Source organism: Allofournierella massiliensis (assembly GCF_964241245.1).
In the GTDB taxonomy this organism is placed as follows: Bacteria; Bacillota; Clostridia; order Oscillospirales; family Ruminococcaceae; genus Allofournierella; species Allofournierella massiliensis.
This window is the reverse complement of record NZ_CAXSWZ010000007.1, coordinates 101,433-125,026: the sequence shown is the minus strand read 5'-3', so window position 1 is coordinate 125,026 and position 23,594 is coordinate 101,433. Positions and strand designations below refer to the sequence as shown.

Genomic DNA, 23,594 nt, shown 5'->3' with positions numbered 1-23,594 from the left:
CGGATCTCCGCAAACCAACAAGATGGAGAGGAAATCTTCTTCCTTTTTCTCTGTTCTTTTACTTTTCATGCAAAAAAACTGCTCTGGCTTGATTGTCACAGCAGGTTTTTCTACAAGCTGAGCCCGCCTTTTTCGGAAAAAGGCGGGCTTTTTGCGGGTTTAGTTTTCGGCGTAAATGGCGATGATGTTCAGAATGATCTCCACGCTCTTGTCCATCTTCTCGGCCGTGATGTACTCACAGGGGCCGTGGAAGTTGAAGCCGCCAGTGCCCAGGTTCGGGCAGGGCAGACCCATGAAGGACAGGCGGGCGCCGTCGGTGCCGCCGCGGATGGGCACAATGTGCGCCTCCAGGCCGGCTTTGCGGATGGCCTTCTCGGCGTTCTCGATCAGATGGAAGTGGGGCTTTACCTTCTCTTCCATGTTGTAGTAGCTGTCCTTCAGCTCCAGCACCACGGTGCCCGCGCCGTGCTCGGCGTTCAGGCGGGCAGTGATTTCCTCCATCAGTGCCTTGCGGGCGGCAAACTTCTCGCCGTCGTGGTCGCGGATGATGTAGTGCAGCTTGGCGGTGGTCACATCGCCGCTCATCTGATACAGGTGGAAGAAGCCCTCAAAGCCCTCGGTGTGCTCGGGCACCTCTTCGGCGGGCAGAGCCGCGGCAAACTCCATGGCGATGGTCTGGGCGTTTTTCATCAGATCCTTGGCGCTGCCGGGATGCACCGAGAAGCCGTGCACGGTGACCACCGCGTCGGCGGCGTTGAAGTTCTGGTACTCCAGCTCGCCCACGTCGCCGCCGTCCACGGTGTAGGCAAACTGGGCGCCGAAGCGATCCACGTCAAAGAAGTCGGCGCCCTGACCCACCTCTTCGTCGGGGGTAAAACCGATGCAGATCTTGCCATGGGGGATGTTCTCCTTCTGGATGCGCTCCACCGCGGTCATGATCTCGGCAATGCCTGCCTTGTCGTCCGCCCCCAGCAGGGTGGTGCCGTCGGCGGTGATCAGGGTCTGGCCCTTCCAGTTTGCCAGCTCGGGGAACTTCTCCACGGTCATATACTCGCCGGTGCCGGCAAACAGCACGTCGCCGCCGTCGTAGTTTTCAAACACCTGGGGCTTCACGTTCTCGCCGGGGGCGGCGGGGGCGGTGTCCATGTGGGACACAAAGCCCAGAGCGGGCTTTTCCTCATAGCCGGGGGTGGCGGGCAGGGTGCCGTACACATAGCACTTGTCGTCCACCGCGGCGTCGGCCACGCCCAGCTCCTTCAGCTGAGCCACCAGCAGATGGGCCAGATCAAACTGGCGGGCAGTGCTGGGATGCGTTGTGCTCTCCTCATCGGAGGTGGTGTAGATGGTCACATACTTCAAAAAGCGTTCATACGCACGCATGATAACACGTCCTTTCCTTTTCCGGCGCCGCACGGCGGGCCGGATGCTGCCTTTTATTCTAACACAAAGCGGACAAAATAAAAAGGGTTCGCTTTCCTTCCTCTGCCCGTCAAACCGGGTCGAAATACTTGGAAAACAGGTATATTTATGGTATTCTTATAACGTATATGAGCATTTTGCCCCGCGCGGCTTGCAATAGGAACAGAACGGAGGCCTTTTTATGGCAAACAGTTATTTCACCAACAAAACCCTTTTGATCACCGGCGGTACCGGCAGCTTCGGCAACACGGTGCTCAAGCACTTCCTGGCCAGCGACATCAGCGAGATCCGCATCTTCTCCCGCGATGAGAAAAAGCAGGACGACATGCGCCACGAAATCCAGCAGAAGCACCCGGAGCTGGCGGGCAAGCTGCGCTTTTACATCGGCGACGTGCGCGAGATCGACAGCGTGCGCAGCGCGGTGCGAGGCGTGGACTACATCTTCCACGCCGCGGCCCTGAAGCAGGTGCCCAGCTGCGAGTTCTTCCCCATGGAGGCCGTGCGCACCAACGTGGTCGGCACCGACAACGTGCTCACCGCCGCCATTGACGCGGGCGTAAAGAAGGTTGTCTGCCTGTCCACCGACAAGGCCGCCTACCCCATCAACGCCATGGGTATCTCCAAGGCCATGATGGAAAAGGTGATCGGCGCCAAGGCCCGCACCGTGAAGGCGGAGGACACCACTATATGCTGCACCCGTTACGGCAACGTGATGTGCAGCCGCGGCAGCGTGATTCCCCTGTTCATCGACCAGATCAAGGCCGGCAAGCCCATCACCATCACCGACCCGGACATGACCCGTTTCCTGATGAATCTGGACGAGGCGGTGGATCTGGTTCAGTTCGCCTTCGAGCATGCCAACCCGGGCGATTTGTTCGTGCAGAAGAGCGATGCCTCCACCATCGGCGATCTGGCCAAGGCGGTGCAGAAGCTGTTCGGCGACACCGGCACCCAGATCATCGGCACCCGCCACGGCGAAAAGCTGTACGAGACCCTGATGACCAAGGAGGAGCGCATTCGCAGCGAGGACATGGGCGGCTACTACCGGGTTTCCGCCGACGGCCGCGATCTGAACTACGACAAGTTCGTGGTGAAGGGTCAGGTGCACACCGAGGCCGACGAGGCCTACACCAGCCACAATACCCGCCGCCTGAACGTGGACGAGACGGTGGAGAAGATTCTCACCACCGACTATGTGCGCGAGGCGCTGGAAGGCTGGAACAAATAACCGGAAAAGGGAGCCATTGCAATGGAACTGAACACTCCTATTCTCATCACCGGCGCGGGCGGCTTCATCGGCAAAAATCTGGTGGCCACCCTGAAAACCGCCGGCTATACCGACCTGATGCTTTTTGAGCGGGACGACACCCCCGAAACGCTGGCGGACTATGCCGCCAGAGCGGGCTTTGTGTTCCATCTGGCGGGCATCAACCGCCCCAAGGACCCCAGCGAGTTCTACGCGGGCAACGCGGGCCTGACCGATACCCTGCTCGCCCTGCTGGACAAAGCGGGCAACAAGGCCCCGGTGCTGGTGACCTCCAGCACCCAGGCCGCGCTGGACAACGACTACGGCAAAAGCAAGGCCCAGGCCGAACAGGCCATCTTCGCCCATGGCCAGACCACCGGCGCGCCGGTGTATGTGTTCCGGCTGCCGGGCGTATTCGGCAAGTGGTGCCGCCCCAACTACAACAGCGTGGTGGCCACCTTCTGCCACAATTCCGCCAATGGCCTGCCCCTCTCGGTGCGGGATCCGGAATACCGGCTGCCGCTGGTGTACATCGACGACGTGGTGGCCAGCTTTGTGGCCGCGCTGGACGGCAGCTGCACCCGGGAGGGCGACTACTGCGTGGTGCCGGTGGTGCATGAGACCACGCTGGGCCATCTGGCCGAAACCATCGAGGGCTTTGCCAGAAACCGCGAAACGCTGGACGTGCCGGATCAGACCCCCGGCAGCCTGGAGCAGAAGCTCTACTCCACCTGGCTTTCCTACCTGCCCGCCGACCGATTCTCCTACCCGCTGAACATGCACTGCGACAACCGGGGCAGCTTCACGGAATTTCTGCACACCCCGGCTCATGGTCAGGTAAGCATCAATATTTCCAGGCCCGGCATCGTGAAGGGCAACCACTGGCATCATTCCAAGAACGAGAAATTTCTGGTGGTAAAGGGCACCGGCGTCATCCGTTTCCGTGCGCTGGACAGCACCGAAGTGATTGAATACCACGTCTCCGGCGACAAGCTGGAGGTGGTGGATATTCCCACCGGCTACACCCACAACATCGAGAATGTAGGCGAGGACGATATGGTCACCGTGATGTGGGCAAACGAGGTCTTTGACCCCGACCATCCGGACACCTTCTTCCTGCCTGTATAATTTTTTCCGGCAACCCGCGGCCTGCACAAGGCGCGGGGCTTGCCTTGTATAAGGAGATCGTTTTCATGAGCAAATTGAAACTGATGACCATCGTGGGCACCCGGCCGGAGATCATCCGCCTTGCCGCCGTGATCAAAAAATGTGACAAATACTTCGACCAGATTCTGGTGCACACCGGCCAGAACTACGACTACACCCTGAACGGCATCTTCTTTGAGGATCTGGGCCTGCGTGCGCCAGACCACTACCTGAACGCGGTGGGCGAGGATCTGGGCGAGACCATCGGCAACATCATCGCCAAGAGCTACAAGCTGATGGTGGAGCTGAAACCGGACGCCCTGCTGATTCTGGGCGACACCAACAGCTGCCTGTCTGCCATTTCCGCCAAGCGGCTGCACATTCCCATCTTCCACATGGAAGCGGGCAACCGGTGCTTCGACGAGTGCCTGCCCGAGGAGACCAACCGCCGCATCGTGGATCACATCGCGGATGTGAACCTGTGCTACTCCGAGCATGCCCGCCGTTACCTGAACGCCGAGGGCACCGCCAAAGAGCGCACCTATGTGACCGGCAGCCCCATGGCCGAGGTGCTGCGTGCCAATCTGGAGCAGATCGAGGCCTCCGACGTGCTGGAGCGCCTGGGTCTGGAGCCCAGGAAATACATGCTGCTCAGCGCCCACCGGGAGGAGAACATCGACACCGAGAAAAACTTCGTGGCCCTGTTCACCTCCATCAACGCGCTGGCGGAGAAATACAACATGCCCATTCTCTACTCCTGCCATCCCCGCAGCCGCAAGCGGCTGGAGGCCATGGGCTTCAAGCTGGACGAGCGGGTGCGGCTGCACGAGCCTCTGGGCTTCCACGATTACAACCACCTGCAGATGAACGCCTACTGCGTGGTGAGCGATTCCGGCACCCTGCCCGAGGAATCCAGCTTCTTCACCAGCATCGGCAAGCCCTTCCCGGCGGTGTGCATCCGCACCTCCACCGAGCGCCCCGAAGCGCTGGACAAGGGCTGCTTCATTCTGGCGGGCATCACCGCCGGCGGCGTGGAGCAGGCGGTGGAAACCGCCGTGGCCATGAACGACAATGGCGACATCGGCATTCCCGTGCCCAACTATGTGGAGGATGTGTCCACCAAGGTGGTCAAGATCATCCAGAGCTATGTGGGCGTGGTCAACAAGATGGTGTGGCGCAAGTACTAAGCCGCCCCGAAACAGGAGCGTTGACACTGTGAAACGAATTTTAGTGGTGAGCCAGCACTTCTGGCCGGAGCCCTTCCGCATCAACGACATTGTGGAGGGCTTTGTGGAGGACGGGCTGGAAGTGGATGTGCTGTGCGGCCTGCCCAACTACCCCAGGGGCGAGTGGTTTTCCGGCTACAGATACATCGGCCCCCGCCGTGAGAATTACAAGGGCGCCCGGGTGTTCCGGGCCGGGGAAATTCCCCGCAAGGGCAATTCCGGGGCCATGATCTTTTTGAATTACGTAAGCTGGCCCTTTTTCGCTTTGTTCAACCTGTGGCGGCTGAAGGGCCCCTACGACGCGGTGCTCTGCTACAACACCAGCCCGGTGCTGATGAACTTCCCGGCCATTGTGTATGCAAAACTGCACCGCATCCCCTTCACCAGCTATGTGCTGGACATCTGGCCGGAAAACCTGTACAGCGTGTTGCCGGTGCAGAATGGTTTTCTGCGCCGCATCGCCAGCGCAGTGAGCGACTGGCACTACAAGCGGGCGGACAGGCTGATTGCCATGAGCCTCTCGCTGAAAAAACGGCTGATGGAGCGCACCGGCAAACCCGCGGACCGGGTGGCGGTAATCCCCCAGCACTGCGAGGATTTTTATGCCGTTCCCCAGCCGGACAAGGAACTGGCAGAGCGGTATGCGGGCCGGTTCAATCTGGTATTCACCGGCAATTTCAGCCCGGCCCAGAGCCTGGACACGGTGATCAGGGCCGCAGTGAAGGCCCGCGGCATGGGCGCGGAAAACCTGCGGCTTCTGATGGTGGGCGACGGCATGAGCCGGAATGCGCTGGAAGCGCTGGTGGACGAGCTGAACGCCCGGGACACGGTGGTGTTCACCGGCAGCGTGCCGCCTGCGGATGTGCCCCGCTACACCACACTGGCCCACGGGCTTGTGGCTTCTCTCAGCGCCAGCCCGGATCTGGGCATGACGGTGCCCGCCAAGATCGCCAGCTATATGGCGGCGGCAAAGCCGCTGCTTGCCAGCATGGACGGCGAGGGCGCACGGGCGGTGGAGGCCGCCGGATGCGGCTTTTCCAGCCCCGCCGAGGATTCGGACGCACTGGCCAAAAACATGCTGGCTCTGTATCAGACCGGTGAGGCTGAGCGGGCCGCTCTCGGTCAAAAGGCCTTTGCCTGGTACCAAACCAACTACCGCCGCCGGGCGGTGCTGGATCAGCTGGAAGATTTTTTGCTTCCAACCGAAAAAACAAACGTTTGAGGTGAATCCCTTGAAGGTACTCGTGATCATTCCCTGCTACAACGAGTCGGAGAACATCTGCCGGGTGGTGCAGCGGCTGAAGGCCACCTGCCCGGATGTGGACTATCTGGTGGTGAACGACTGCTCCACCGACGACAGTGCCCGCATCCTGCGGGAAAACGGCTACAACTATCTGGATCTGCCGTTGAATCTGGGCATCGGCGGCGGTGTGCAGAGCGGTTATCTGTACGCCACTGCCCACGATTATGACATCACCGTTCAGATGGACGGCGACGGCCAGCACGACCCCCAATATCTTTACGATGTGATCCGCCCGGTGGCCGAAGGCAGGCTGGATATGTGCATCGGCAGCCGCTTCATCAAAAAAGAGGGTTTCCAGACCAGCTTCATGCGGCGGGTGGGCATCCGCTTTTTAAGCTTCATGATCCGGATTCTCACCGGCCAGCGGGTGCTGGACGTGACCAGCGGCTACCGGGCCTGCGGCAAGCGGATGACGGCCCTGTTCGCGCAGCACTACGCCCAGGATTACCCGGAGCCGGAGGCCATTGTAACGGCCATCTGCAACGGCTACAAGGTGGGCGAGGTGCCGGTGGTCATGGAGGAACGCCAGGGCGGCGTATCGTCCATCCGGGCCTTCAAGAGCGTGTATTACATGATCAAGGTCAGCCTGGCGCTCATCATCCACCGGCTGAGTGCCATTCAAAAAGGAGGAAAAGGATGAGCCCGGTATTCCAAGGCCTGCTTTTGGTGGGCGATCTTGTATTCTTGATTCTCATCTTTGTGATGGTGAAAAACGGCCGGCTCAGTGTGCGGTTCAGCCTGCCCTGGCTGGGGCTGGGCGCCGGCATGCTGGTGCTGGCTGTATGGCCGGAGGTGGCCAAGATCCTGCGCAGCCTTGTGCAGGTGGAAGTGGTCTCCAACATGGTGTTCATCATGCTGTTCTGCTTTGTTCTGCTGGTGCTGCTCATCCTGTGCGCGGTGGTCAGCGAATACAACGAGCGGCTCAAGCGCCTGACCCAGGTAAACGCCATGCTGGAACACCGGGTGCGCCAGCTGGAGGAGCAGCTGCATCGCACCGACCGGTAACAAACGGCCGAGTTTTGCGTCTGTTCGTTCAAAACGGCCCCGGCCGCGGTGCGGGGTATATAAATGCTGTTTGCGGCAGCGAACCTGAATTTCCAACCACAGTGTGAGGTGTGTGCATGGATTTTAACACATTGGTCTTTCTGGGCTTTTTTGCGGGCGTGGCGGTGCTCACCTACTGCGTGCCCCGTGCCGCAAAGCCTTATCTGTGGCTGCTCGCCAGCTACGCCTTTTATCTTTACAAGCCGGAAAACGCCCGGCTGGTGTTCATTCTGATCAGCGTTACGGTGGTGACCTGGGTATGCGCCCTTGCCATGGACAGCGTCCCCCAGCAGGCCACGAGGCGGCTGTTTCTGGTGGTCTCGCTTGCAGTGTGCTGCGGGTTTCTGTTCTTCTTCAAGTACTTCAACTTCTTCGGCGAGCTGCTGGGCGGTATCATGGGCCTGTTCGGCGGCAAGGCGCCCCATCTGGATCTGATTGCTCCGCTGGGGCTTTCCTACTTCACCTTCCAGAGCCTTGGCTATGTGATCGATGTGTATCTGCACCAGACCAAAGCCGAGCGCAACCCGCTGAAGTACGCGCTGTTTGTGAGCTTTTTCCCCTGCATTTTCACCGGCCCCATCGAGCGTAAGGATCACCTGATGGCCCAGTTTGAGCATCCCCGCCGGTTCGATTACGACCGGATCGCGGGCGGTTTGTTCCGGGTGCTGTGGGGCTATGTGAAAAAGATGGTCATTGCCGACAACATCGGCGTGTTTGTACGGGCGGTATACTCCGCGCCGGACCAGCACACCGGCCCTTACCTGCTGGCGGCAAGCCTTCTGTTCAGCTATCAGATCTACATGGATTTCTCCGGCTGCTGCGACATTGCCATCGGCGCGGCCCGGATGCTGGGCTTTGATCTGCTGGAAAACTTCAACCGGCCCTTTGCCGCCAAGACCTACACCGAGCTGTGGAACCGGTGGCACATGAGCCTGACCAACTGGTTCAAGGATTACATCTTCACCCCCCTCTCCTTCTACAACCGGGGCGCGGAAGGCTTCCTGGGCAAGCTTCAGGGCTGGTTCAACATCTTCATCATCTTCCCCATCAGCGGCCTGTGGCACGGCGCCAGTCTCGGCTATGTGATCTGGGGCATTCTGAACGGCCTGTTTATGGTGGTGGGCAAGGCCACCGCCAAAAAGCGCCGCAAATGGGCCAAGAAAAACCCGCTGTACAAGGTTCCCCATCTGCAGGGAATCTGGCAGCGGTGCTGCGTGTATCTGCTGTTCACTGCCTGCATCGTGTTCTTTGCCGCCGATCTTTACGGTGGGCAGGCTGGCGCAGTGTTCACCGGCCTGTTTGCAGGCTGGGGCCAGGCCGGCCCCGCCCAGCTGGCAGCCGGCTTTGCCAAGCTGGGTCTGGGCGGCGGAACCCTGCTCATGCTGGTTGGCAGCAGCCTTGTGGTGGAGCTGATCGAGGCCCGCGGCCCGGTGGCTCAGTGGATTCGCACCCAGCGGGCCTTCGTGCGCTGGCCGCTGTACTACGGGCTGTGCCTGCTGCTTTTGTTCTTCGGCGCGTTCGGCCAGTCGGCCTATATCTATCAGCAATTTTAAGGAGGTGCGGCGATCTTGACCAGTCAACCAAAGCGCAAAAAGAAGCGCAATTTCGTCCGCACCCTTCTGTACCGTTTCTTCACCGGGCTGGAAATCCTGATCAAATTCTGCTTTTTCATCCCTATCCTGCTGTTCATGGTCTGGTTCAGCCATAAGGTGGACATCAGCGGCCTGTTTCAGGGCGAGCTGGCCCCCCGCGAGGTGGCCAACATGCTGCTGGCAGGCGAGACGGTATCCAACTATGACAAGATGGATGAACGGGCGGTGCTGGAAGTCTATGTACAGAATCTGCCCGAGGATCAGATCCCGGACACCATCGCTCTGGGCTCCAGCCGGGTGCTGCAGCTGCGGCAGGAGCTGGTGGGCGGCAGCTTTTTCAACATGGGTCTGAGCGGCGCCTCTTCCATGGACATCATGAACTGCTTCTACCTGCTGGACAAGGCGGGCAAGCTGCCTAAAAACCTGATCATTGAGGTGGACCCCTGGCTCTTCAACGGAGACAGCGCCGCCGACCTGAACAAAAAGGCGGACACCGAGCTGTTCAGTGAATTTTTGCAGAAGGCACTGGGCCTTACCAGCGATTACGAGGAGCCGGATCAGCTGGCCCTCTGGAAGGCGCTGATCGACCCGGCCTACTTCCAGGGCAATGTGAAATACGCCTTGAAGCAGCGCGCCACCGGTGAGGCCACCACCGAGGACGGCGAGAGCATTCCCTTCCAGCCGGTGAGCGGCGATCTGGATTCACTGGACAACAACGTGAAGGAGCCGGACGGCAGTGTGCTGTATCAGGCGGATTTCCGCAACTGGGATTACGATCAGGTGATGGCCGAGGTGCTGGATCAGGCGGGCACCCTGAACGGTCTGCACGGCTTCTCCCAGATGGACCCCTACTGGACGGATCTGTTCGAGCGCTTCGTCAGCTATGTGCAGAGCAAGGACGTGAACGTGGTGTTCCTGCTTACCCCTTACCACCCCTTCATCATCAAGCATGTGTACAACAACCCGCAGGGTTTTGAAGGCTTCTTTGAGGTGGAGCCCTGGCTGCGCAGCTTCGCCCAGGAGCATAATATCCCCCTCTACGGCAGCTACCATGCCAGCCGGATCGGCGTGCCGGAAAGCCTGTTCTACGATGGACTGCACTGCAAACCGGAGGCACTCAAGCTCTACTTCCCCGGCATCGAGGCCGCGCTGCAGGGCCTGCAAACCTCCTACGAGACCCAGTACCTGGAAACCTACGGTGCAGACAATGCGGATCTGGTAACCAATGCGCTGGTGGGCTCCACCGCAGATTGCCTTGTGGTGGACGAGGAATGGTTTGCCCAGGCCAGTGCCGCATGATTTTTCTTCCTTGCACACAAACAGCCCGCCCCGGGTGCGATTGATTTCGCACCCGGGGCGGGTTTTCTTTTTATGCTTTTGCTCAGGCACTCACACCAAGGCCGGTTTCCAGGTCGCTCAGCATCCGGTCCAGCGCGGTAACGCCGCCCTCGGCGGTATACCACACCGCCGGGCTTGCCAGATGGATCACATGGCCATTCTGCGCCGCCTGGGTCTTGTTCACCAGCTCATTGTCCATAATCTCCTGAGCCAGCTTCGCACCGTCGGTACCGATGGCAGCATCCCGATCCATCACAAAAATGTACTGGGGATCCTTCTCCACCAGGAACTCAAAGGAAGCCTCGTTGCCGTGGGTGGAGGTATCGATGGCCGCATCCACCCCCACATTCTCAAAGCCGATTTCCCGCCCGATGATGGAGCAGCGGCCGTCGTTGCCCAGCACGTTATAGCTGCCGCTGGTCACCATGCCCACAATGGCGGTTTTCCCTTCCGCGAAGACCCGCAGCGCCTCGATCCGGGCATCAAATCCGGTCATCAGCTGCCCGGCCTGCTCCTGTCGGCCGAAGATGGATGCAATGGTCTCGGTATTTTTGCGCACGCTTTCCACCACGCCCAGCTCAGTATCCGTGGAAAGATACACCACCGGCGCAATCTCGCTCAGTGCATCATAGGAGGAGGCCAGCCGGCCGCCGATGAAGATCACATCCGGCTCGCAGGCCATCACCGCTTCCAGATCCGCCTCCTTGATGGTGCCCAGATTGGCCACTGCCTCGTCGGTCACATAGCTCTGCAGATAGTCCAGGCTGGTGTCGGCGCTGCCCACCACCCGGTCACCCAGATTCAGTGCATCCAGAATATCCAGGCTGGCCATGTCCAGCACCGCCACCCGCTGAGGGTCGTAGGGTACGGTGAGTTCCACCGTCTGCTTGCTGCCGTTCAGGCTCTGGATGGTCACCTCCTGCTGCACAGCCTCGGATCCGGATGCAGCGGAAGCCGTGCTTTCGCTTTTGGGGGATGCCATGGCGGCAAGATCCGCCGCAATGCCGCCGCAGGCGGTCATGGAAATAGCCAACAGCCCGGCCAGGGCCAGAGAAAGATATTTTTTCATGGGGAACTTCTCCTTTGAATGAATCTTTTGTCTTAAAAAAACAATGCGGTCAGTAGTAGATGGACAGCGGTTTGCCCTTCACGGTCTGGATCTGGAATTCCACCCCGTAAATGGCGGAAAGGTTCTCGCTGGTGATCACCTCTTCCACCGGCCCGAAGCGGGCGATGCGGCCATCCTTGAAGGCACAGATGTAATCGGAATAGAAGGCCGCGTAGTTGATCTCGTGCAGCACCAGAATCACGGTTTTGCCCAGCTCGTCACACAGGCGGCGCACGGTTTTCATCAGATTGGTGGCGTGGTAGATGTCCAGATTGTTGGTGGGCTCATCCAACAGGATGTACTCGGTATCCTGCGCGATCACCATGGCGATCAGCGCCCGCTGCCGCTGCCCGCCGGACAGCTCGTCCAGAAAGCGATCCTGAAATTCCTCCAGCTCCATATAGGCGATGGCCCGGTCCACGAACGCTTCGTCGGTTTCGGTCAGGCGGCTGCCGGAGTGGGGAAATCGCCCGAATGCCACCAGCTCCCGCACGGTGAGCTTCATCTGAATATGGTTGGACTGGGTGAGGATGGCCAGCCGCCGGGCCAGCTCCCGGCTTTTCCAGCGGCCCACATCGGTACCGTCCAGATCCACAAGGCCTTCATCCTGCGCAATCAGGCGGGAGATCATGCTCATCACGGTGGATTTGCCCGCCCCATTGGGGCCGATCAGCGAGGTCACCTTCCCCTTCGGAATGGAAAAACTCACTCCGTCCACCACGGTTTTGCCCTGATAGCGTTTTGTCAGCTGACGAATTTTCATGGGTTACACCTTCTTTCTTGCCACAAGCAGATAGAGAAAATACACACCGCCGCCCACGGTGATGAACACGCTCACCGGCACGGCATAGGAATACACCTGCTCCACAATCAGCTGGCCGCCCACCAGCACCGCCATACCAAACAGCGCCGAGCCAGCCACCAGCTGGCTGTGGCGATAGGTGCGCAGCAGCTGGCGGGAGAGGTTTGCGATGATCAGGCCCAGAAAGGAAATGGGCCCGACCATGGCCGTGGCCACCGCGATGCAGAGGGTAACGCCCAGCAGCAGGCGGCGGATGCAGCGGTCGTAGTCCACGCCCAGATTGATGGCCTGCTCCTTGCCCAGTGTGAGCACGTCCAGCAGGGCCAGCTCGCGGCGCAGCGCAAAGGCCACCCCCGCCAGCAAGAGGGCGGAAAAAAGCAGAATTTCGGAATTGATGTTGCTGAAGCTGGCCACCAGGCTGCTCAGCAGCGCGTCGTATTCATTGGGATCCATCACCCGGGTGAGGGTGGTCTGGACGCTGCCGAAAAAGGAGGTGAGCACCGTGCCCACCAGCAGCACATACAGTACATTGTGCTTTGTTTTGCGAAAGATCCAGCCATACAGCAGGGTGGCGGTGATGCCCATGAGGATCACATCCACACCGAAGGCCAGATTCGCGTTGGAGGCCACGATACTGGACGAGCCCAGAAAGAACACAACCGCGGTATGAATCAGGGTATACAGGGTATTCATGCCCAGCAGACAGGGTGTCACGATGGTGTTGTTGATAATGGTCTGGAACACGATGGACGCTCCGCCGATGGACACCGCAGTGAGCGTCATGGCCGCCAGCTTCGGGGCACGGATCTTCATGGAATAGGCAAACAGTCTGGCGTTGCCCGGGTCGGTATTCACCAGCAGATAGCCCGCGGCGCATAAAAGCGCCAGCACCGCCAGAAGCATCAGTCTGCGCCGGTTGGCGCGAACAGCAGTTGAATTCATGCCTGCCCTCCTTCCTTCAGCCGGGGCATGGGGCAGCAGCCGGCCGAAGGAGCCGTAAGGCGGATGGCCCTGCGGCCATTGCGCAGCCGGTAGAACAGCAATCCCACAAACAGCACACTGCCCAGAATGCCCACAATCAGCTCGATGGGCAGCTCATAGGGGGCAATGATCACCCGGCCCAGCATATCGCACACCAGCACGAAGATGGCCCCGAACAGAGCGGTATCCGCCAGCGTACCCCGGATCTGATCCCCCTTGAACAGGGCCACCAGATTGGGTACGATCAGCCCGATGTAGGAAATGGAGCCCACCACAACCACCACGCTGGCAGTGATCATGGCCGAGATGCTCAGCCCCATGAACAGCACCAGATTGTAGGGCACCCCAAGATTTTTGGAAAAGTCCCGGCCAAGACCCACGATGTTGAAGTGATTGGCAAACACAAAGGCCAGCAGGATCAGCGGTGCGGTGAGCCAGACGATCTCGTACCGGCCCTTGATGACCAGCGAAAAATGCCCCACCAGCCAGGAGGACAACGCCTGCGTCATCTCATACTGATAGGCCAGATAGCTGGTTACCCCGCCGATCACATTGCTGAACATGATGCCCACCAGCGGTACCATCACCGCATCCTTGAACTGGATGCGCTGGATGAACCACACAAACGCCCAGGTGCCTGCAATGGCTGCGGCAAAGGCCAGCAGCGCCCTGCCCCACAAGGTGGAGCCGGGCCAGAACAGCAGTGCCAGCAGAATGCCCAGCTGGGCCGACGAGATGGTAGCCCCCGTGGTGGGGGATACAAATTTATTGCTGCACAGCTGCTGCATGATCAGCCCTGCCACGCTCATGCCCGCTCCGGTACACAGAATGGCCAGCAGCCGGGGCAGACGGGAAAGGAGAAAAATCTCCCAGGCATGTCCGTCTCCCCGCAAAAGAGCCTGCAGGTCCAGCTCGATCACCCCCACAAAGAGCGACAGCCCGGCCAAAACCACCAGTGCCACCGCGAGGGCCACGGTGATCCGATTGGATCGCATGAAAATACCTCCTTATTGTTCTGAAGGTTAGTCAGAACTAACCCTGTAACATAAAATCAGCGCGGGCCCGGCAATTGGTCTTATGTGCCGGGCACCGCGCATTGCGAGAGTTAGTATAGCATACAAAAAAGCAGCTGCACAATCAAATTGTTGCGCAGCTGCTTTTGTAATCTTGTTGTTCAAACAGGTTCAGCCCTGATAGTCATACTGCAGCATGGGCTCGGTCCAGTGCTCCAGAACCTGGCACATATCCGCCGCCACAGCCTTTGCACCGGGCAGATCATGCTCCAGATAGTTGCCGCATTCCTTGCGCTCGCTGCCGGGAATCTTACCCTCAAAAGCGGCAATGAAGGCAAAGCATTCCCGCACCAGAGCGATGGCCTGCTCCCCACTCATGGCATCCCGGGTGAGGAAATAAAAGCCGGTGCGGCAGCCCATGGGGCCCACATAAATGATCTGGTCGCTGAAGGCGGAATTGCGCGCATAGGTGGCAAACAGATGCTCGAAGGTGTGCATGGCCGGGTTGGGCAGATAGACGCCCCCGTTGGGCTTGACCATACGGATGTCATAGGTAATCACATCTCCGTCCACCCGGGACACATACATGCCCTTTTCCAGCTTGTCGTGGTCCACAGTAAAGCTCGCGATGGTTTTCATTGCATTCTCTCCTTAGTAGGCAATGCTGCCCAGCACCTGACCGTCGATGGTCTTGGTGGTGAACAGGCCGTTTTCATAAATCATGTAGCTGTGGGAGCCGTCCTTTGGAATGGACACGCTGCCCGGGTTCAGAATCAGGGTGTCGCCCTGCCACTCGGCATGCTTCACATGCACATGCCCGAACACAAAGGCGCTGTGGGCAGGCATGGGAGGCAGATTTTCCGGGTTGAACTTATGGCCATGGGTGGCAAACAGACATTTGCCTTCCTCCAGCCAGAGGGTGGTATAATCCGCCATCACCGGGAATTCCAGCACCATCTGGTCCACCTCGGCCTCGCAGTTGCCCCGCACGGCAATGATTTTTTCCTTCAGGCCGTTCAGCATGGGGATCACCTTTTTGGGGGCATAGCCCTCGGGCAGGTCATTGCGGGGGCCGTGGTATAACAGGTCACCCAGCAGCAGAATGCGATCCGGCTGTTCCTCCCGGATGCGCTCCATCAGTTTTTCGCAGTAAAAGGCCGAACCATGCAGGTCGGACGCAATCAGAAGTTTCATAAGGTTACGGCTCCTTTGGAATGAATTTTTACTTTTTTGGTTTCTTCCGCGCAGGAAAAGGAAGGCTGACGTTCCGGCCAGAAGATCACGCCGCACAGCAGCCAGATGGTCACATTGACGCAAGCCCAGATCACATGCCCCTCCATGGTACCGTGACAGATCATCACCAGGCAGCAGATTGCTTCCGTTGCATGGCCCTGCTTCAGCAGGCGCCACACCAGCAGAGCAAACCCGCCCCAGATCAGAGCGCTTGCCACCGGGCCGGCCACCAGCCAGTAATGCAGGTAGGCGTTATCCACCAGCATGCCATCCGCGGGCATCTGCCCTGCAATGGCGAAGGGCATCGTCTGCAAAGCTTCCCAGCCCAGCGAGATGCGGGTGCTGAGCAGCCGGTCCAGCATGGCCAGCACCGGGTTGTCCGGATTCCAGAGAAATGCCAGAATCATGCTGGCGGCAAACGCCAGCACCGGGGCAGCGGCAAGCAGAATACGCACCGGCAGCGGCCGAAGCACCACCGGCCAGATCCGTACCACCAGGGCAGCCACCATCAGAACGCAGAGGCACATGGTGGCCGCCCGACTGTCCGGCCCGAAATTGCACAGCAGCGTAACTGCCGCCAGCAACGCAAAATCGAACCATTTCAGCCGTTTGATGCCGCGCAGGCACACATACATCACTGCCAGCCCCAGCAGGCAGGCGCCGAAGAAATTGTACCATCCATAACCAAAACTGTTTCGATATCGGCCGGTTCCCAGCTCCTGCACGGTGTTGATCGCGCCCAGCAGAGAGCTGACCGCCACCACAGCCACACTTGCCGCTCCCACCGTAAACACTGCCTTCAGCGCACGGCGCAGCGGCACATCCTTTGCCGCCAGTGCGAACAGAAGCGCCAGAAGCATCCACTTTTCATGGTTGTTCATAAACACCCAGCGGATCACGAACAGTGTTCCGAAAGCCACCGCCAGCTGCCGCCCGTCGTAACGGGTGCACAGCAGAATCTTGCCCAGCAGGCAGAGCGCCAGAATATGATCCAGCACCATGGTACCGTAGTCAAACAGCCAGGGAATGCGATAGCGATACAGGCTGTTCGCAAAAAAGATTTCGAACTGATACACAACGGCAGCCAGGGTAAACAGCCAGGAGCCGATGCTCAGCCGCCGACCGCTCAGCCAGTCGCCAAACAGAATGCGCGGGGTTGTCAGCTGCTGGGCCAGGCTGAACCAGGGCGCCGTTTTTGGGCCGAACACCGTCTGCCAGGCATACCACACGCAACCGGCAAACAGCCCCAGCACCGCAACATTTGCATAGTCGTAAAGACAATCCACCAGGAAGGAATACAAGGGTCTTTTCTCCTTTTAAAGCAAAATTGCAGGGCCCGCCCCAGCGGGCCCTGCTCAATGATCAGCTGTATTTTTTCACAATGGCCTGCATGGCATCGAACTGCTGCTCCATCTCCTGCACCAGCTTGAACTGGGTGCGGGCACGGATCAGGTTGTGGGTGGGATACTGCGTCTTGAAATAGGTATCCCCCTGCAGGTAATCGGTCAAAAAGCGCATGCCGCATTCCAGGGTGAGGATCTTGGCGCCCCAGGCCAGATTTGCCTTTTCGTTCTCGGTGAGCACATCGCCGGCAGATTCCAGATAGCCTTTGGTGTAGGCCTCAAACAGATCGATCTCAAAGTGTACCTTGGAGAGATCCGGCTCATCCTCGGCCGCATGGGTGGCACCGAAACGGATGGAGTCGCCGAAATCGTTCAGGGCAAGGCCGGGCATAATGGTATCCAGGTCGATGATGCAGATACCCTCGCCGGTATTTTCATCAAAGAGGATGTTGTTCAGCTTGGTGTCGTTGTGGGTAACACGCAGCGGAAGAGTGCCCGCTCGCAGCTGGCTCATGAGTACGCTGCAATCCGCCGCATGATCCAGCACAAACTGAATCTCGTCCTTGCAGGTGCGGGCACGGTTTTTCACATCCCGGCGCAGCGCCTGTTTAAAATTCTTCAGCCGATCCTCGGTATCATGGAATTTGGGGATGGTTTCATACAGCGTATCGGCGGGATAACCGTCCAGCTGCTTGAGGAAACGGCCAAAGCTGCGGGCAGACTGATAGAACTGCTCCGGGCATTCCACACTCTGGTAGCACACGGAATCCGGAATGAAGTTATAACAGCGCCAGGGCAGACCATCGGTATCCTCGTAATAGTTTTCCCCTTCTTTGGTCTTGATATAGCTCAGGGTCTCCCGATCCGGGTCGCCGCCGGCAGCGCGGATGCTCTGACGCAGGTACTCAGTCACACCAAAGATGTTCTCCATCACCTCGCGGGGCTTTTTGAACACATGGGTGTTGATGCGCTGCAGCACATAGCTCAGCTCTTCCTCGCCGTTTTCACCGGGCATGTATACCGCGTAGGTCTCGTTGATGTGGCCGGCACCGAAGGGCTGCACGTAGCTGCACTGGTTGCCGAAGCCGAAGGCGTACAGAGCATCCTCCAGCACGCGGCTGTCCACCCCGTCGATCTTGCGGCGCCTGGCGAAAATCACCTCGCCTGCTTCCACCTTGCGGTGGGCCTCCACATGGCAGTTGGCCTTGACCACACTGCCCAGGCCGATGTGAGCGCCCTCGTCCACCACGGTGTCGTGGTCAATGATGGCGCCGCTATTCACCAGGCAGGCAAGGCCCAGTTTTGTGTGGGTATTGATCACGGCGCGCTGCATCACAAAGCTGCCAGCGCCGATCTCGGCGCTGGGGCTGACCACCGCGCTGGGATGAATGATGGTGGGCACCACGAAATCCGCTTCCAGCAGCTTCTTCACCCAGTGCAGCCGCATCTTGTTGTTGCCGAAAGCGGCCACCGCACAGGGATACTCCTTGCGGAATTCTTTATAATCCACCAGCTTGCCGATGACACAGCTCTCCTTGCAGGCGTCGTCCAGCATGGCGATCTTATCAAACTGGCGGGTCGCCATGGCGGATTCATAGACCATGTGGCCAAAACCGCCCGCGCCCAGAATCAATAGGTTCGGCATTGGGTTTTTCCCCTTTCTGTTCTGCCCGGCTGCCGTGTTACGCACGGCATATCCGGTGAAAATTGGTCAGAAATCAACGTAATTCTATTATAGTAAAAGAAACACCCCAATACAAGGCATCGGGGTGTTTTTCCTATCGTATATAAAGATTTACCAGCTTCCGCCCCCCTGCATAAAGGCGGCTGCCAGCAATTGCATCGCCATCAGCGCCACGGCTCCCAGAAGCAGAGCCGCGCCGCTTTTGTTCATACGCCACCGCTCTCCCCGGGCCGCCATACGCTTTGCCCGGCCGGTCTGTATCAGCAGAAAGGCAACTCCCAGGCAGGTCCCCGGCAGCATGGTGGCCAGCTGCGCCACCGCGCCCGGGCTGTTGTTTGGAATGTGGAACACCCCAACGCAGAAAAAGCCCAGAAAAAACTGTGCGAGAAACAGCCCGCTCCACCAGATCAGCGGCTTCATCTGCTGACTCTGGATGTCCCGCGTCTGCTGCTTTCCCGCCTGGCCTGCCGCCGTAAGCCCGGGATAGGCCGTCACCAGATTCCGGCCATATTTATACTGCACACATCCGATGGCTCCCAGCAGGCCGATCACCTGTGCGACGATCAGAACCGTAAACCCGGCCTCGCTGGTCGCAAAGCCAATGGGCACCGCCACCAGACTGATGCCAAGATTGGTCACCTGAACCCACAGATCCATGGCTCGCACCAGCGTTTCCAGCTTTTTTCGATCATAGGCCGCATCCGGGTCGTAACCCGCCAGCATGGTGTAATCGCCGCTGGACGTCATCACTGCCAGCAGCGGGTGCAGGCTGCCGCCGCACAGAAACAGCAGCACCGGCAGCAGCACCCATTCCATCTGTCCCCGCACCGCGCCCAGCACAAACAGCCCCAGCTGCACCGCCAGCGCCAGCCGGAAGGCAAGGCAGGTGGCCTTTTGCCAGCTGGCGCAGCGGCGGCGGAAGGCCGCATCTGCATCCAGCCCGCCCACCAGTTCATCCAGCCCGCAGCCCAGTGCCGCCGTCAGCTGCTGCAGGGTGGCAAGATCCGGCTGGGTGCGGTTTTGTTCCCAGCGGCTCACCGCCTGCCGGGTCACAAACAGCTGATCTGCCAGCTGCTGCTGGCTCAGCCCCGCCGCCCGGCGCAGAGCCGCCAGCCGGCCGCCGAAATCCTGCCGGTTTTCCATTTGTTCGGTACGCTGTTCCTTCATGATGCTTCCCCGCTTTCCCGCCGGTTTTCTGCCCTCAGTATAGCACCGGCCCGTCCTGGAGAGCAAGAAACAGCCTGTTGCCTGCCCTGTTCGACACAAAAAAGCGGGAGCCATCGGCTCCCGCTTTTTTGTGTTGATTCCAATTAATCCCGGTTGCGGCCAAAGATGCGCAGCAGGTACAAAAACAGGTTGATAAAGTCCAGATACAGCTGCAGCGCCGCATAGATGGATGCCTTTTTCGCCATGGCTTCGTTGCCCGCATAGGCAAAGTACAGCGCCTTGATCTTCTGGGTGTCGTAAGCGGTGTAGCAGGAGAAGATCACAATGCCCAGAACGCTGAACAGAATGCTGGACCCGCTCATAAAGAACATACCGATCACGCTCACCGCCAGCAGCACGATCAGGCCCACCATCAACGGGGTGCGCCAGCTGGTCAGATCCCGTTTGGTCAGATAGCCGTAGGCTGCCATTACGCCGAAGTACAGCGCCGCCGCGCCAAAGGCCATGAGCACATCGCCCATGTCATACAACCACAGGTAGGAGCTGAACACAAGGCCGTTCACCGCCGCGTAGAGGAAGAACAGGCCCCGGGCCGAACCCACGCTCATGCTGTGCAGGCGGGATGCCAGCGCCACCACCAGCACAATCTCCAGAATGGCCAGGCCAAAGAAGGTAAAGCTGGAACGCAGCAGATAAAAGCCGATGTTGCTCATGTATGCAGCCAGCGAAACCCCAAAGGTGACCAGCAGGCCTGCAAACATCCACAAAAAGGTTTTTGCGGTATAGTTGCTCAGGGTCTCGTACTGGAATTTTTCGTTCATATAAACGGTATTAGGGCCGGAATTGTTCCATTGATTGTAATCGTTCATAACATCAAATCCTTTCTTAAGGTTGATTATACCGTATATTATATCTGGATTTGTAAATAAAATCAAAATCTTTTATAATGACTTTGTGACAAGATCCCCCAAAAGCCGGTGTGGCGCGCAAAATCACCACCGGCGAAAGGAGCGTTTTCATGGCCTTTGGTCTTTATCTTCATATCCCCTACTGCCTGGCAAAATGCCGTTACTGCGATTTTTATTCCAAGGGTGGCAGCCGGGGCGTTCCGCAGGAATATGTGGATGCACTGGTGCGCCGGATGGACGAGTTCCGCCGGAAGGGCCTGCTGGCCCCGCATCCGGACACGGTGTATTTCGGCGGCGGCACTCCCAGCCTGCTGACCCCGGAACAGGCTGCCCGGCTCATTGCCGCAGCCAGCCCCGCCCCCGGTGCGGAGGTAACGCTGGAAGCAAACCCGGAGACCGTGAACGAAGAAATTCTCACCGGTTTTTTGCAGGCGGGCGTGAACCGGCTGAGCCTGGGGGTGCAGACTGCCTTTGACGAGAGCCTGGCCCGACTGGGCCGCCCCCACACCGCGGCCCAGAGCCGGGAAGCCTTCCGGGCGGCACGGCAGGCGGGCTTTGCCAACATCAGCGGCGACATCATGATGGCTCTGCCCCGGTATACGCGGGAGGAGTTCGACGCCACGCTGGAGCTGATTGCATCCGGCGGCGCCACCCACATTTCGGCCTATCTGCTGAAAATCGAACCGGGCACCGCCTTCGGCAAAAATCCGCCTGCCGACCTGCCGGACGAGGACGCCGCCGCGGATTTCTATCTCTATGGTGTGCAGCAACTGGAACAGGCGGGCTTTGCCCAGTACGAGATCAGCAACTTTGCCCGCCCGGGCTTTGAGGGGCGGCACAACCTTTTATACTGGAACTGTCAGGACTATCTGGGCCTCGGCCCCGCCGCCCACAGCTGTGTGAACAATCGGCGGTTCTACTGGCCCGGCGATACCCACGCCTTTCTGGACTCGGCCTGCCAGCCGGTGCAGGACGGCGGCTGCGGCGCGGAGGACTATATCCTCTTACAGCTGCGGCTGACCAGCGGACTGGATCTGAACGCCCTGAAAAGAAAATACAGTGTGGAATTTTCGCAAAAACAATTGCGTTTTGTAGAAAAATGTGTGGCCGCCGGGTATGCCCGATTCCAAAACGGCGTACTCTCGCTTACCCCTTCCGGATTGATTATCCAGAACAGCATATTGTGTGAGCTTCTGGACTGAAGCCCTCCTCCTGTTTATCGGGTTCACGTCCGCAGAACAGCAATATGACACAAGAGCCGCCCGCCTTCGGTTTTGTCCGAAAGCGGGCGGTTTTTTCAGTAGTTATTATTTACAATCAGTATATTTTAAATCATTTTTTACTGTTTTTCGGTTTAATCTTCCCATTTCTCGCACAGAGCTTCCACCTGGCTTGCCATCCGGGCCAGCTCCTTGTTGGCATGGCCTTCCTTGGCCTTGATGATATTCAGCAGGCGGTGGCCGGCGTCCAGCAGACGGCGGAACACCGGGTTCTGGCTGCGCAGGCCGGCTTTCTTTTCCTCAATGCGCTTGCGGTTGCCCAAAGCCAGGCAGTGGCCGCTCACCAGATCGTAGACCGCGCCGTTGTAGGGCGCGCTGGCGGAGTAGCCCAGCTCGGCCATCAGACGGTTGGCAAAGATATCGCAGACGGTATCCTCGCCGTGGGTTACGAACACATGCTGGGGCTTGTGCTCTTTAAAGGCGGCGGCCCAGCGCATCAGGCCCTCGTTGTCCGCGTGACCGGAAACGCCAGCCAGCACCTTAATCTGGGCCCGCACCTCGATGGTCTCGCCAAACAGCCGCACCTCTTTTGCGCCTTCCACCAGTGCCCGGCCCAGGGTGCCGGGACTCTGGTAGCCCACAAACAGCACGGTGGACTGGGGCTGCCACAGGTTGTGCTTCAGATGGTGCCGGATGCGTCCGGCTTCACACATGCCGCTGGCGGAAAGAATCACCTTGCGGCTCTGGTCAAAGTTGATGGCCTTGGAATCGTCGCTGCTCACAGCCAGCTTCAATCCCTTGAAGCTGATGGGGTTGACCCCCTGCAGCACCAGCGCCCGGGCTTCCTCGTCGTAACACTCCGCCCACTGCTCCCGGAAGATGTGGGTGGCCTCCACAGCCAGCGGGCTGTCCACATAGACGGTGAAATCGCCGTATCCCTTCACCAGGTTCTGCTCCTTGATCTGCCGCAGGAAATACAGCATTTCCTGCGTGCGGCCCACCGCGAAGCTGGGAATCACCAGATTGCCGCCCCGGTCAAAGGTCTCCTGAATCACACCTGCCAGCTCGGTCACATAATCCGGCCGGGGGCCGTGGCTCCGGTCGCCATAGGTGGATTCCATCACCACATAGTCTGCTTCGGAAATGTACTGCGGATCCTCGAGCAGGGGCTGGTGGTCGTTGCCGATATCGCCGGAAAAGACCAGCTTTTTGGTGACCTCACCCTCGGTGACCCACAGCTCGATGCTGGCCGAGCCCAACAGATGGCCCACATCCACGAAACGCCCCTTCACGCCGGGAGCCACGTCAAAGGTCTCGCCGTAATCAATGGGTAGAAACAGCTTCAGTGCGTCCTCCGCGTCCTGCATGGTGTAGATGGGCTCGTATTCCGCTGCACCCGAGCGTTTTGCCTTCCGGTTGCGCCACTCTGCCTCAAATTCCTGAATGTGGGCGGAGTCGCGCAGCATAATGTTGCACAGCTCAGTGGTGGCGGTGGTTGCAAACACCGGCCCCCGATACCCGTTTTTCACCAGCAGCGGGATACGGCCGGAGTGATCGATGTGGGCGTGGGTCAGCAGCAGGCTGTCCACCTGGCCGGGTGCCAGCGGCAGGGGCTGATTTTCATAAATGTCCCTGCCCTGTTCCATGCCGCAGTCGATCATGATGTTCTGGTCGTTCACCTGAAGCAGATAACAGCTTCCGGTAACCTCATGGGCTGCGCCCAAAAATGTAAGCTTCATAATCTGCGGGGCCTCCTTTGTTGCCGCCCGCGCTCTGCCCCAAACGGGGCCGCGAGGGCCGGTCCTGTCGTTACCTTTATTA

At 59.2% G+C, this 23,594-nt stretch carries 21 protein-coding genes; 9 read left to right on the top strand and 12 right to left on the bottom strand.

Going from position 1 to position 23,594, the window contains the following annotated elements; translation table 11 throughout:
* Positions 1-159: 159 nt before the first annotated feature.
* On the bottom strand, positions 160-1,380 hold the full coding sequence (gene pepT / locus ACESYO_RS05810) for a peptidase T (protein ID WP_283129475.1): 1,221 nt from the start codon (positions 1,378-1,380) through the stop codon (positions 160-162).
* Between the two features lie 220 nt (positions 1,381-1,600).
* Here pepT and ACESYO_RS05805 point away from each other — a divergent pair, with 220 nt between their 5' ends.
* The 8 genes from ACESYO_RS05805 (at position 1,601) to ACESYO_RS05770 (ending at position 10,275) form a co-directional block, all read left to right on the top strand.
* Positions 1,601-2,647, top strand: coding sequence for a polysaccharide biosynthesis protein (locus ACESYO_RS05805; RefSeq protein WP_373209523.1), 1,047 nt, complete (start codon positions 1,601-1,603; stop codon positions 2,645-2,647).
* 21 nt (positions 2,648-2,668) lie between these two features.
* Positions 2,669-3,793: a polysaccharide biosynthesis C-terminal domain-containing protein gene (locus ACESYO_RS05800; RefSeq protein WP_373209522.1), complete on the top strand. Its 1,125-nt coding sequence runs from the start codon at positions 2,669-2,671 to the stop codon at positions 3,791-3,793.
* 65 nt (positions 3,794-3,858) lie between these two features.
* Positions 3,859-4,998 (top strand): non-hydrolyzing UDP-N-acetylglucosamine 2-epimerase, encoded by a 1,140-nt coding sequence (gene wecB, locus ACESYO_RS05795; RefSeq protein ID WP_373209521.1) that lies wholly within the window; start codon positions 3,859-3,861, stop codon positions 4,996-4,998.
* Between the two features lie 28 nt (positions 4,999-5,026).
* The gene (locus tag ACESYO_RS05790; RefSeq protein WP_373209520.1) at positions 5,027-6,259 is read left to right on the top strand and encodes a glycosyltransferase family 4 protein; all 1,233 of its coding nucleotides are present in this window, start codon (positions 5,027-5,029) and stop codon (positions 6,257-6,259) included.
* A 10-nt stretch (positions 6,260-6,269) separates the two neighbouring features.
* A complete protein-coding gene (locus ACESYO_RS05785; protein ID WP_058965954.1) occupies positions 6,270-6,980 on the top strand; it encodes a glycosyltransferase family 2 protein in 711 nt (236 codons plus the stop codon).
* The gene (locus ACESYO_RS05780; RefSeq protein ID WP_058965369.1) at positions 6,977-7,345 is read left to right on the top strand and encodes a DUF2304 domain-containing protein; all 369 of its coding nucleotides are present in this window, start codon (positions 6,977-6,979) and stop codon (positions 7,343-7,345) included. Before ACESYO_RS05785 ends, ACESYO_RS05780 begins: the two co-directional genes overlap by 4 nt.
* 116 nt (positions 7,346-7,461) lie before the next feature.
* Complete coding sequence (locus tag ACESYO_RS05775; protein WP_058965368.1) at positions 7,462-8,937, top strand: MBOAT family O-acyltransferase; 1,476 nt, start codon at positions 7,462-7,464, stop codon at positions 8,935-8,937.
* 15 nt (positions 8,938-8,952) lie between these two features.
* Complete coding sequence (locus tag ACESYO_RS05770) at positions 8,953-10,275, top strand: hypothetical protein (RefSeq protein WP_373209518.1); 1,323 nt, start codon at positions 8,953-8,955, stop codon at positions 10,273-10,275.
* Positions 10,276-10,357: 82 nt separating this feature from the next.
* Here the strand turns inward: ACESYO_RS05770 and ACESYO_RS05765 are convergent, their stop codons facing one another.
* The 10 genes from ACESYO_RS05765 to ACESYO_RS05720 form a co-directional block, all read right to left on the bottom strand.
* Positions 10,358-11,383, bottom strand: a complete 1,026-nt coding sequence (locus ACESYO_RS05765; protein WP_373209517.1) for a siderophore ABC transporter substrate-binding protein — start codon at positions 11,381-11,383, stop codon at positions 10,358-10,360.
* A gap of 49 nt (positions 11,384-11,432) precedes the next feature.
* Positions 11,433-12,185, bottom strand: a complete 753-nt coding sequence (locus ACESYO_RS05760) for an iron ABC transporter ATP-binding protein (protein WP_283128063.1) — start codon at positions 12,183-12,185, stop codon at positions 11,433-11,435.
* A gap of 3 nt (positions 12,186-12,188) precedes the next feature.
* Positions 12,189-13,166, bottom strand: coding sequence for an iron chelate uptake ABC transporter family permease subunit (locus ACESYO_RS05755; protein ID WP_373209516.1), 978 nt, complete (start codon positions 13,164-13,166; stop codon positions 12,189-12,191).
* Complete coding sequence (locus tag ACESYO_RS05750; RefSeq protein WP_058965363.1) at positions 13,163-14,200, bottom strand: ABC transporter permease; 1,038 nt, start codon at positions 14,198-14,200, stop codon at positions 13,163-13,165. The genes ACESYO_RS05755 and ACESYO_RS05750 overlap by 4 nt, the downstream gene beginning before the upstream one ends.
* Positions 14,201-14,389: 189 nt before the next feature.
* Positions 14,390-14,857: an S-ribosylhomocysteine lyase gene (locus ACESYO_RS05745; protein WP_058965362.1), complete on the bottom strand. Its 468-nt coding sequence runs from the start codon at positions 14,855-14,857 to the stop codon at positions 14,390-14,392.
* Between the two features lie 12 nt (positions 14,858-14,869).
* Positions 14,870-15,412, bottom strand: a complete 543-nt coding sequence (gene yfcE / locus ACESYO_RS05740; RefSeq protein WP_058965361.1) for a phosphodiesterase — start codon at positions 15,410-15,412, stop codon at positions 14,870-14,872.
* Positions 15,409-16,752, bottom strand: coding sequence for a hypothetical protein (locus tag ACESYO_RS05735; RefSeq protein WP_373209515.1), 1,344 nt, complete (start codon positions 16,750-16,752; stop codon positions 15,409-15,411). The genes yfcE and ACESYO_RS05735 overlap by 4 nt, the downstream gene beginning before the upstream one ends.
* Before the next feature lie 61 nt (positions 16,753-16,813).
* Positions 16,814-18,439 carry a phosphotransferase gene (locus ACESYO_RS05730; RefSeq protein WP_058965359.1) on the bottom strand — a complete coding sequence of 542 codons (1,626 nt, stop codon included), beginning with the start codon at positions 18,437-18,439 and terminating at the stop codon, positions 16,814-16,816.
* 150 nt (positions 18,440-18,589) lie between these two features.
* Positions 18,590-19,645, bottom strand: a complete 1,056-nt coding sequence (locus ACESYO_RS05725; RefSeq protein ID WP_373209514.1) for a helix-turn-helix domain-containing protein — start codon at positions 19,643-19,645, stop codon at positions 18,590-18,592.
* A gap of 143 nt (positions 19,646-19,788) precedes the next feature.
* Positions 19,789-20,466 (bottom strand): Bax inhibitor-1/YccA family protein, encoded by a 678-nt coding sequence (locus ACESYO_RS05720; RefSeq protein WP_346671847.1) that lies wholly within the window; start codon positions 20,464-20,466, stop codon positions 19,789-19,791.
* Between the two features lie 197 nt (positions 20,467-20,663).
* Here ACESYO_RS05720 and hemW point away from each other — a divergent pair, with 197 nt between their 5' ends.
* Positions 20,664-21,755 (top strand): radical SAM family heme chaperone HemW, encoded by a 1,092-nt coding sequence (hemW, locus tag ACESYO_RS05715; RefSeq protein WP_373209513.1) that lies wholly within the window; start codon positions 20,664-20,666, stop codon positions 21,753-21,755.
* 152 nt (positions 21,756-21,907) lie between these two features.
* Here the strand turns inward: hemW and ACESYO_RS05710 are convergent, their stop codons facing one another.
* Positions 21,908-23,512 (bottom strand): MBL fold metallo-hydrolase RNA specificity domain-containing protein, encoded by a 1,605-nt coding sequence (locus tag ACESYO_RS05710; protein WP_058965355.1) that lies wholly within the window; start codon positions 23,510-23,512, stop codon positions 21,908-21,910.
* Between the last annotated feature and the right edge of the window lie 82 nt (positions 23,513-23,594).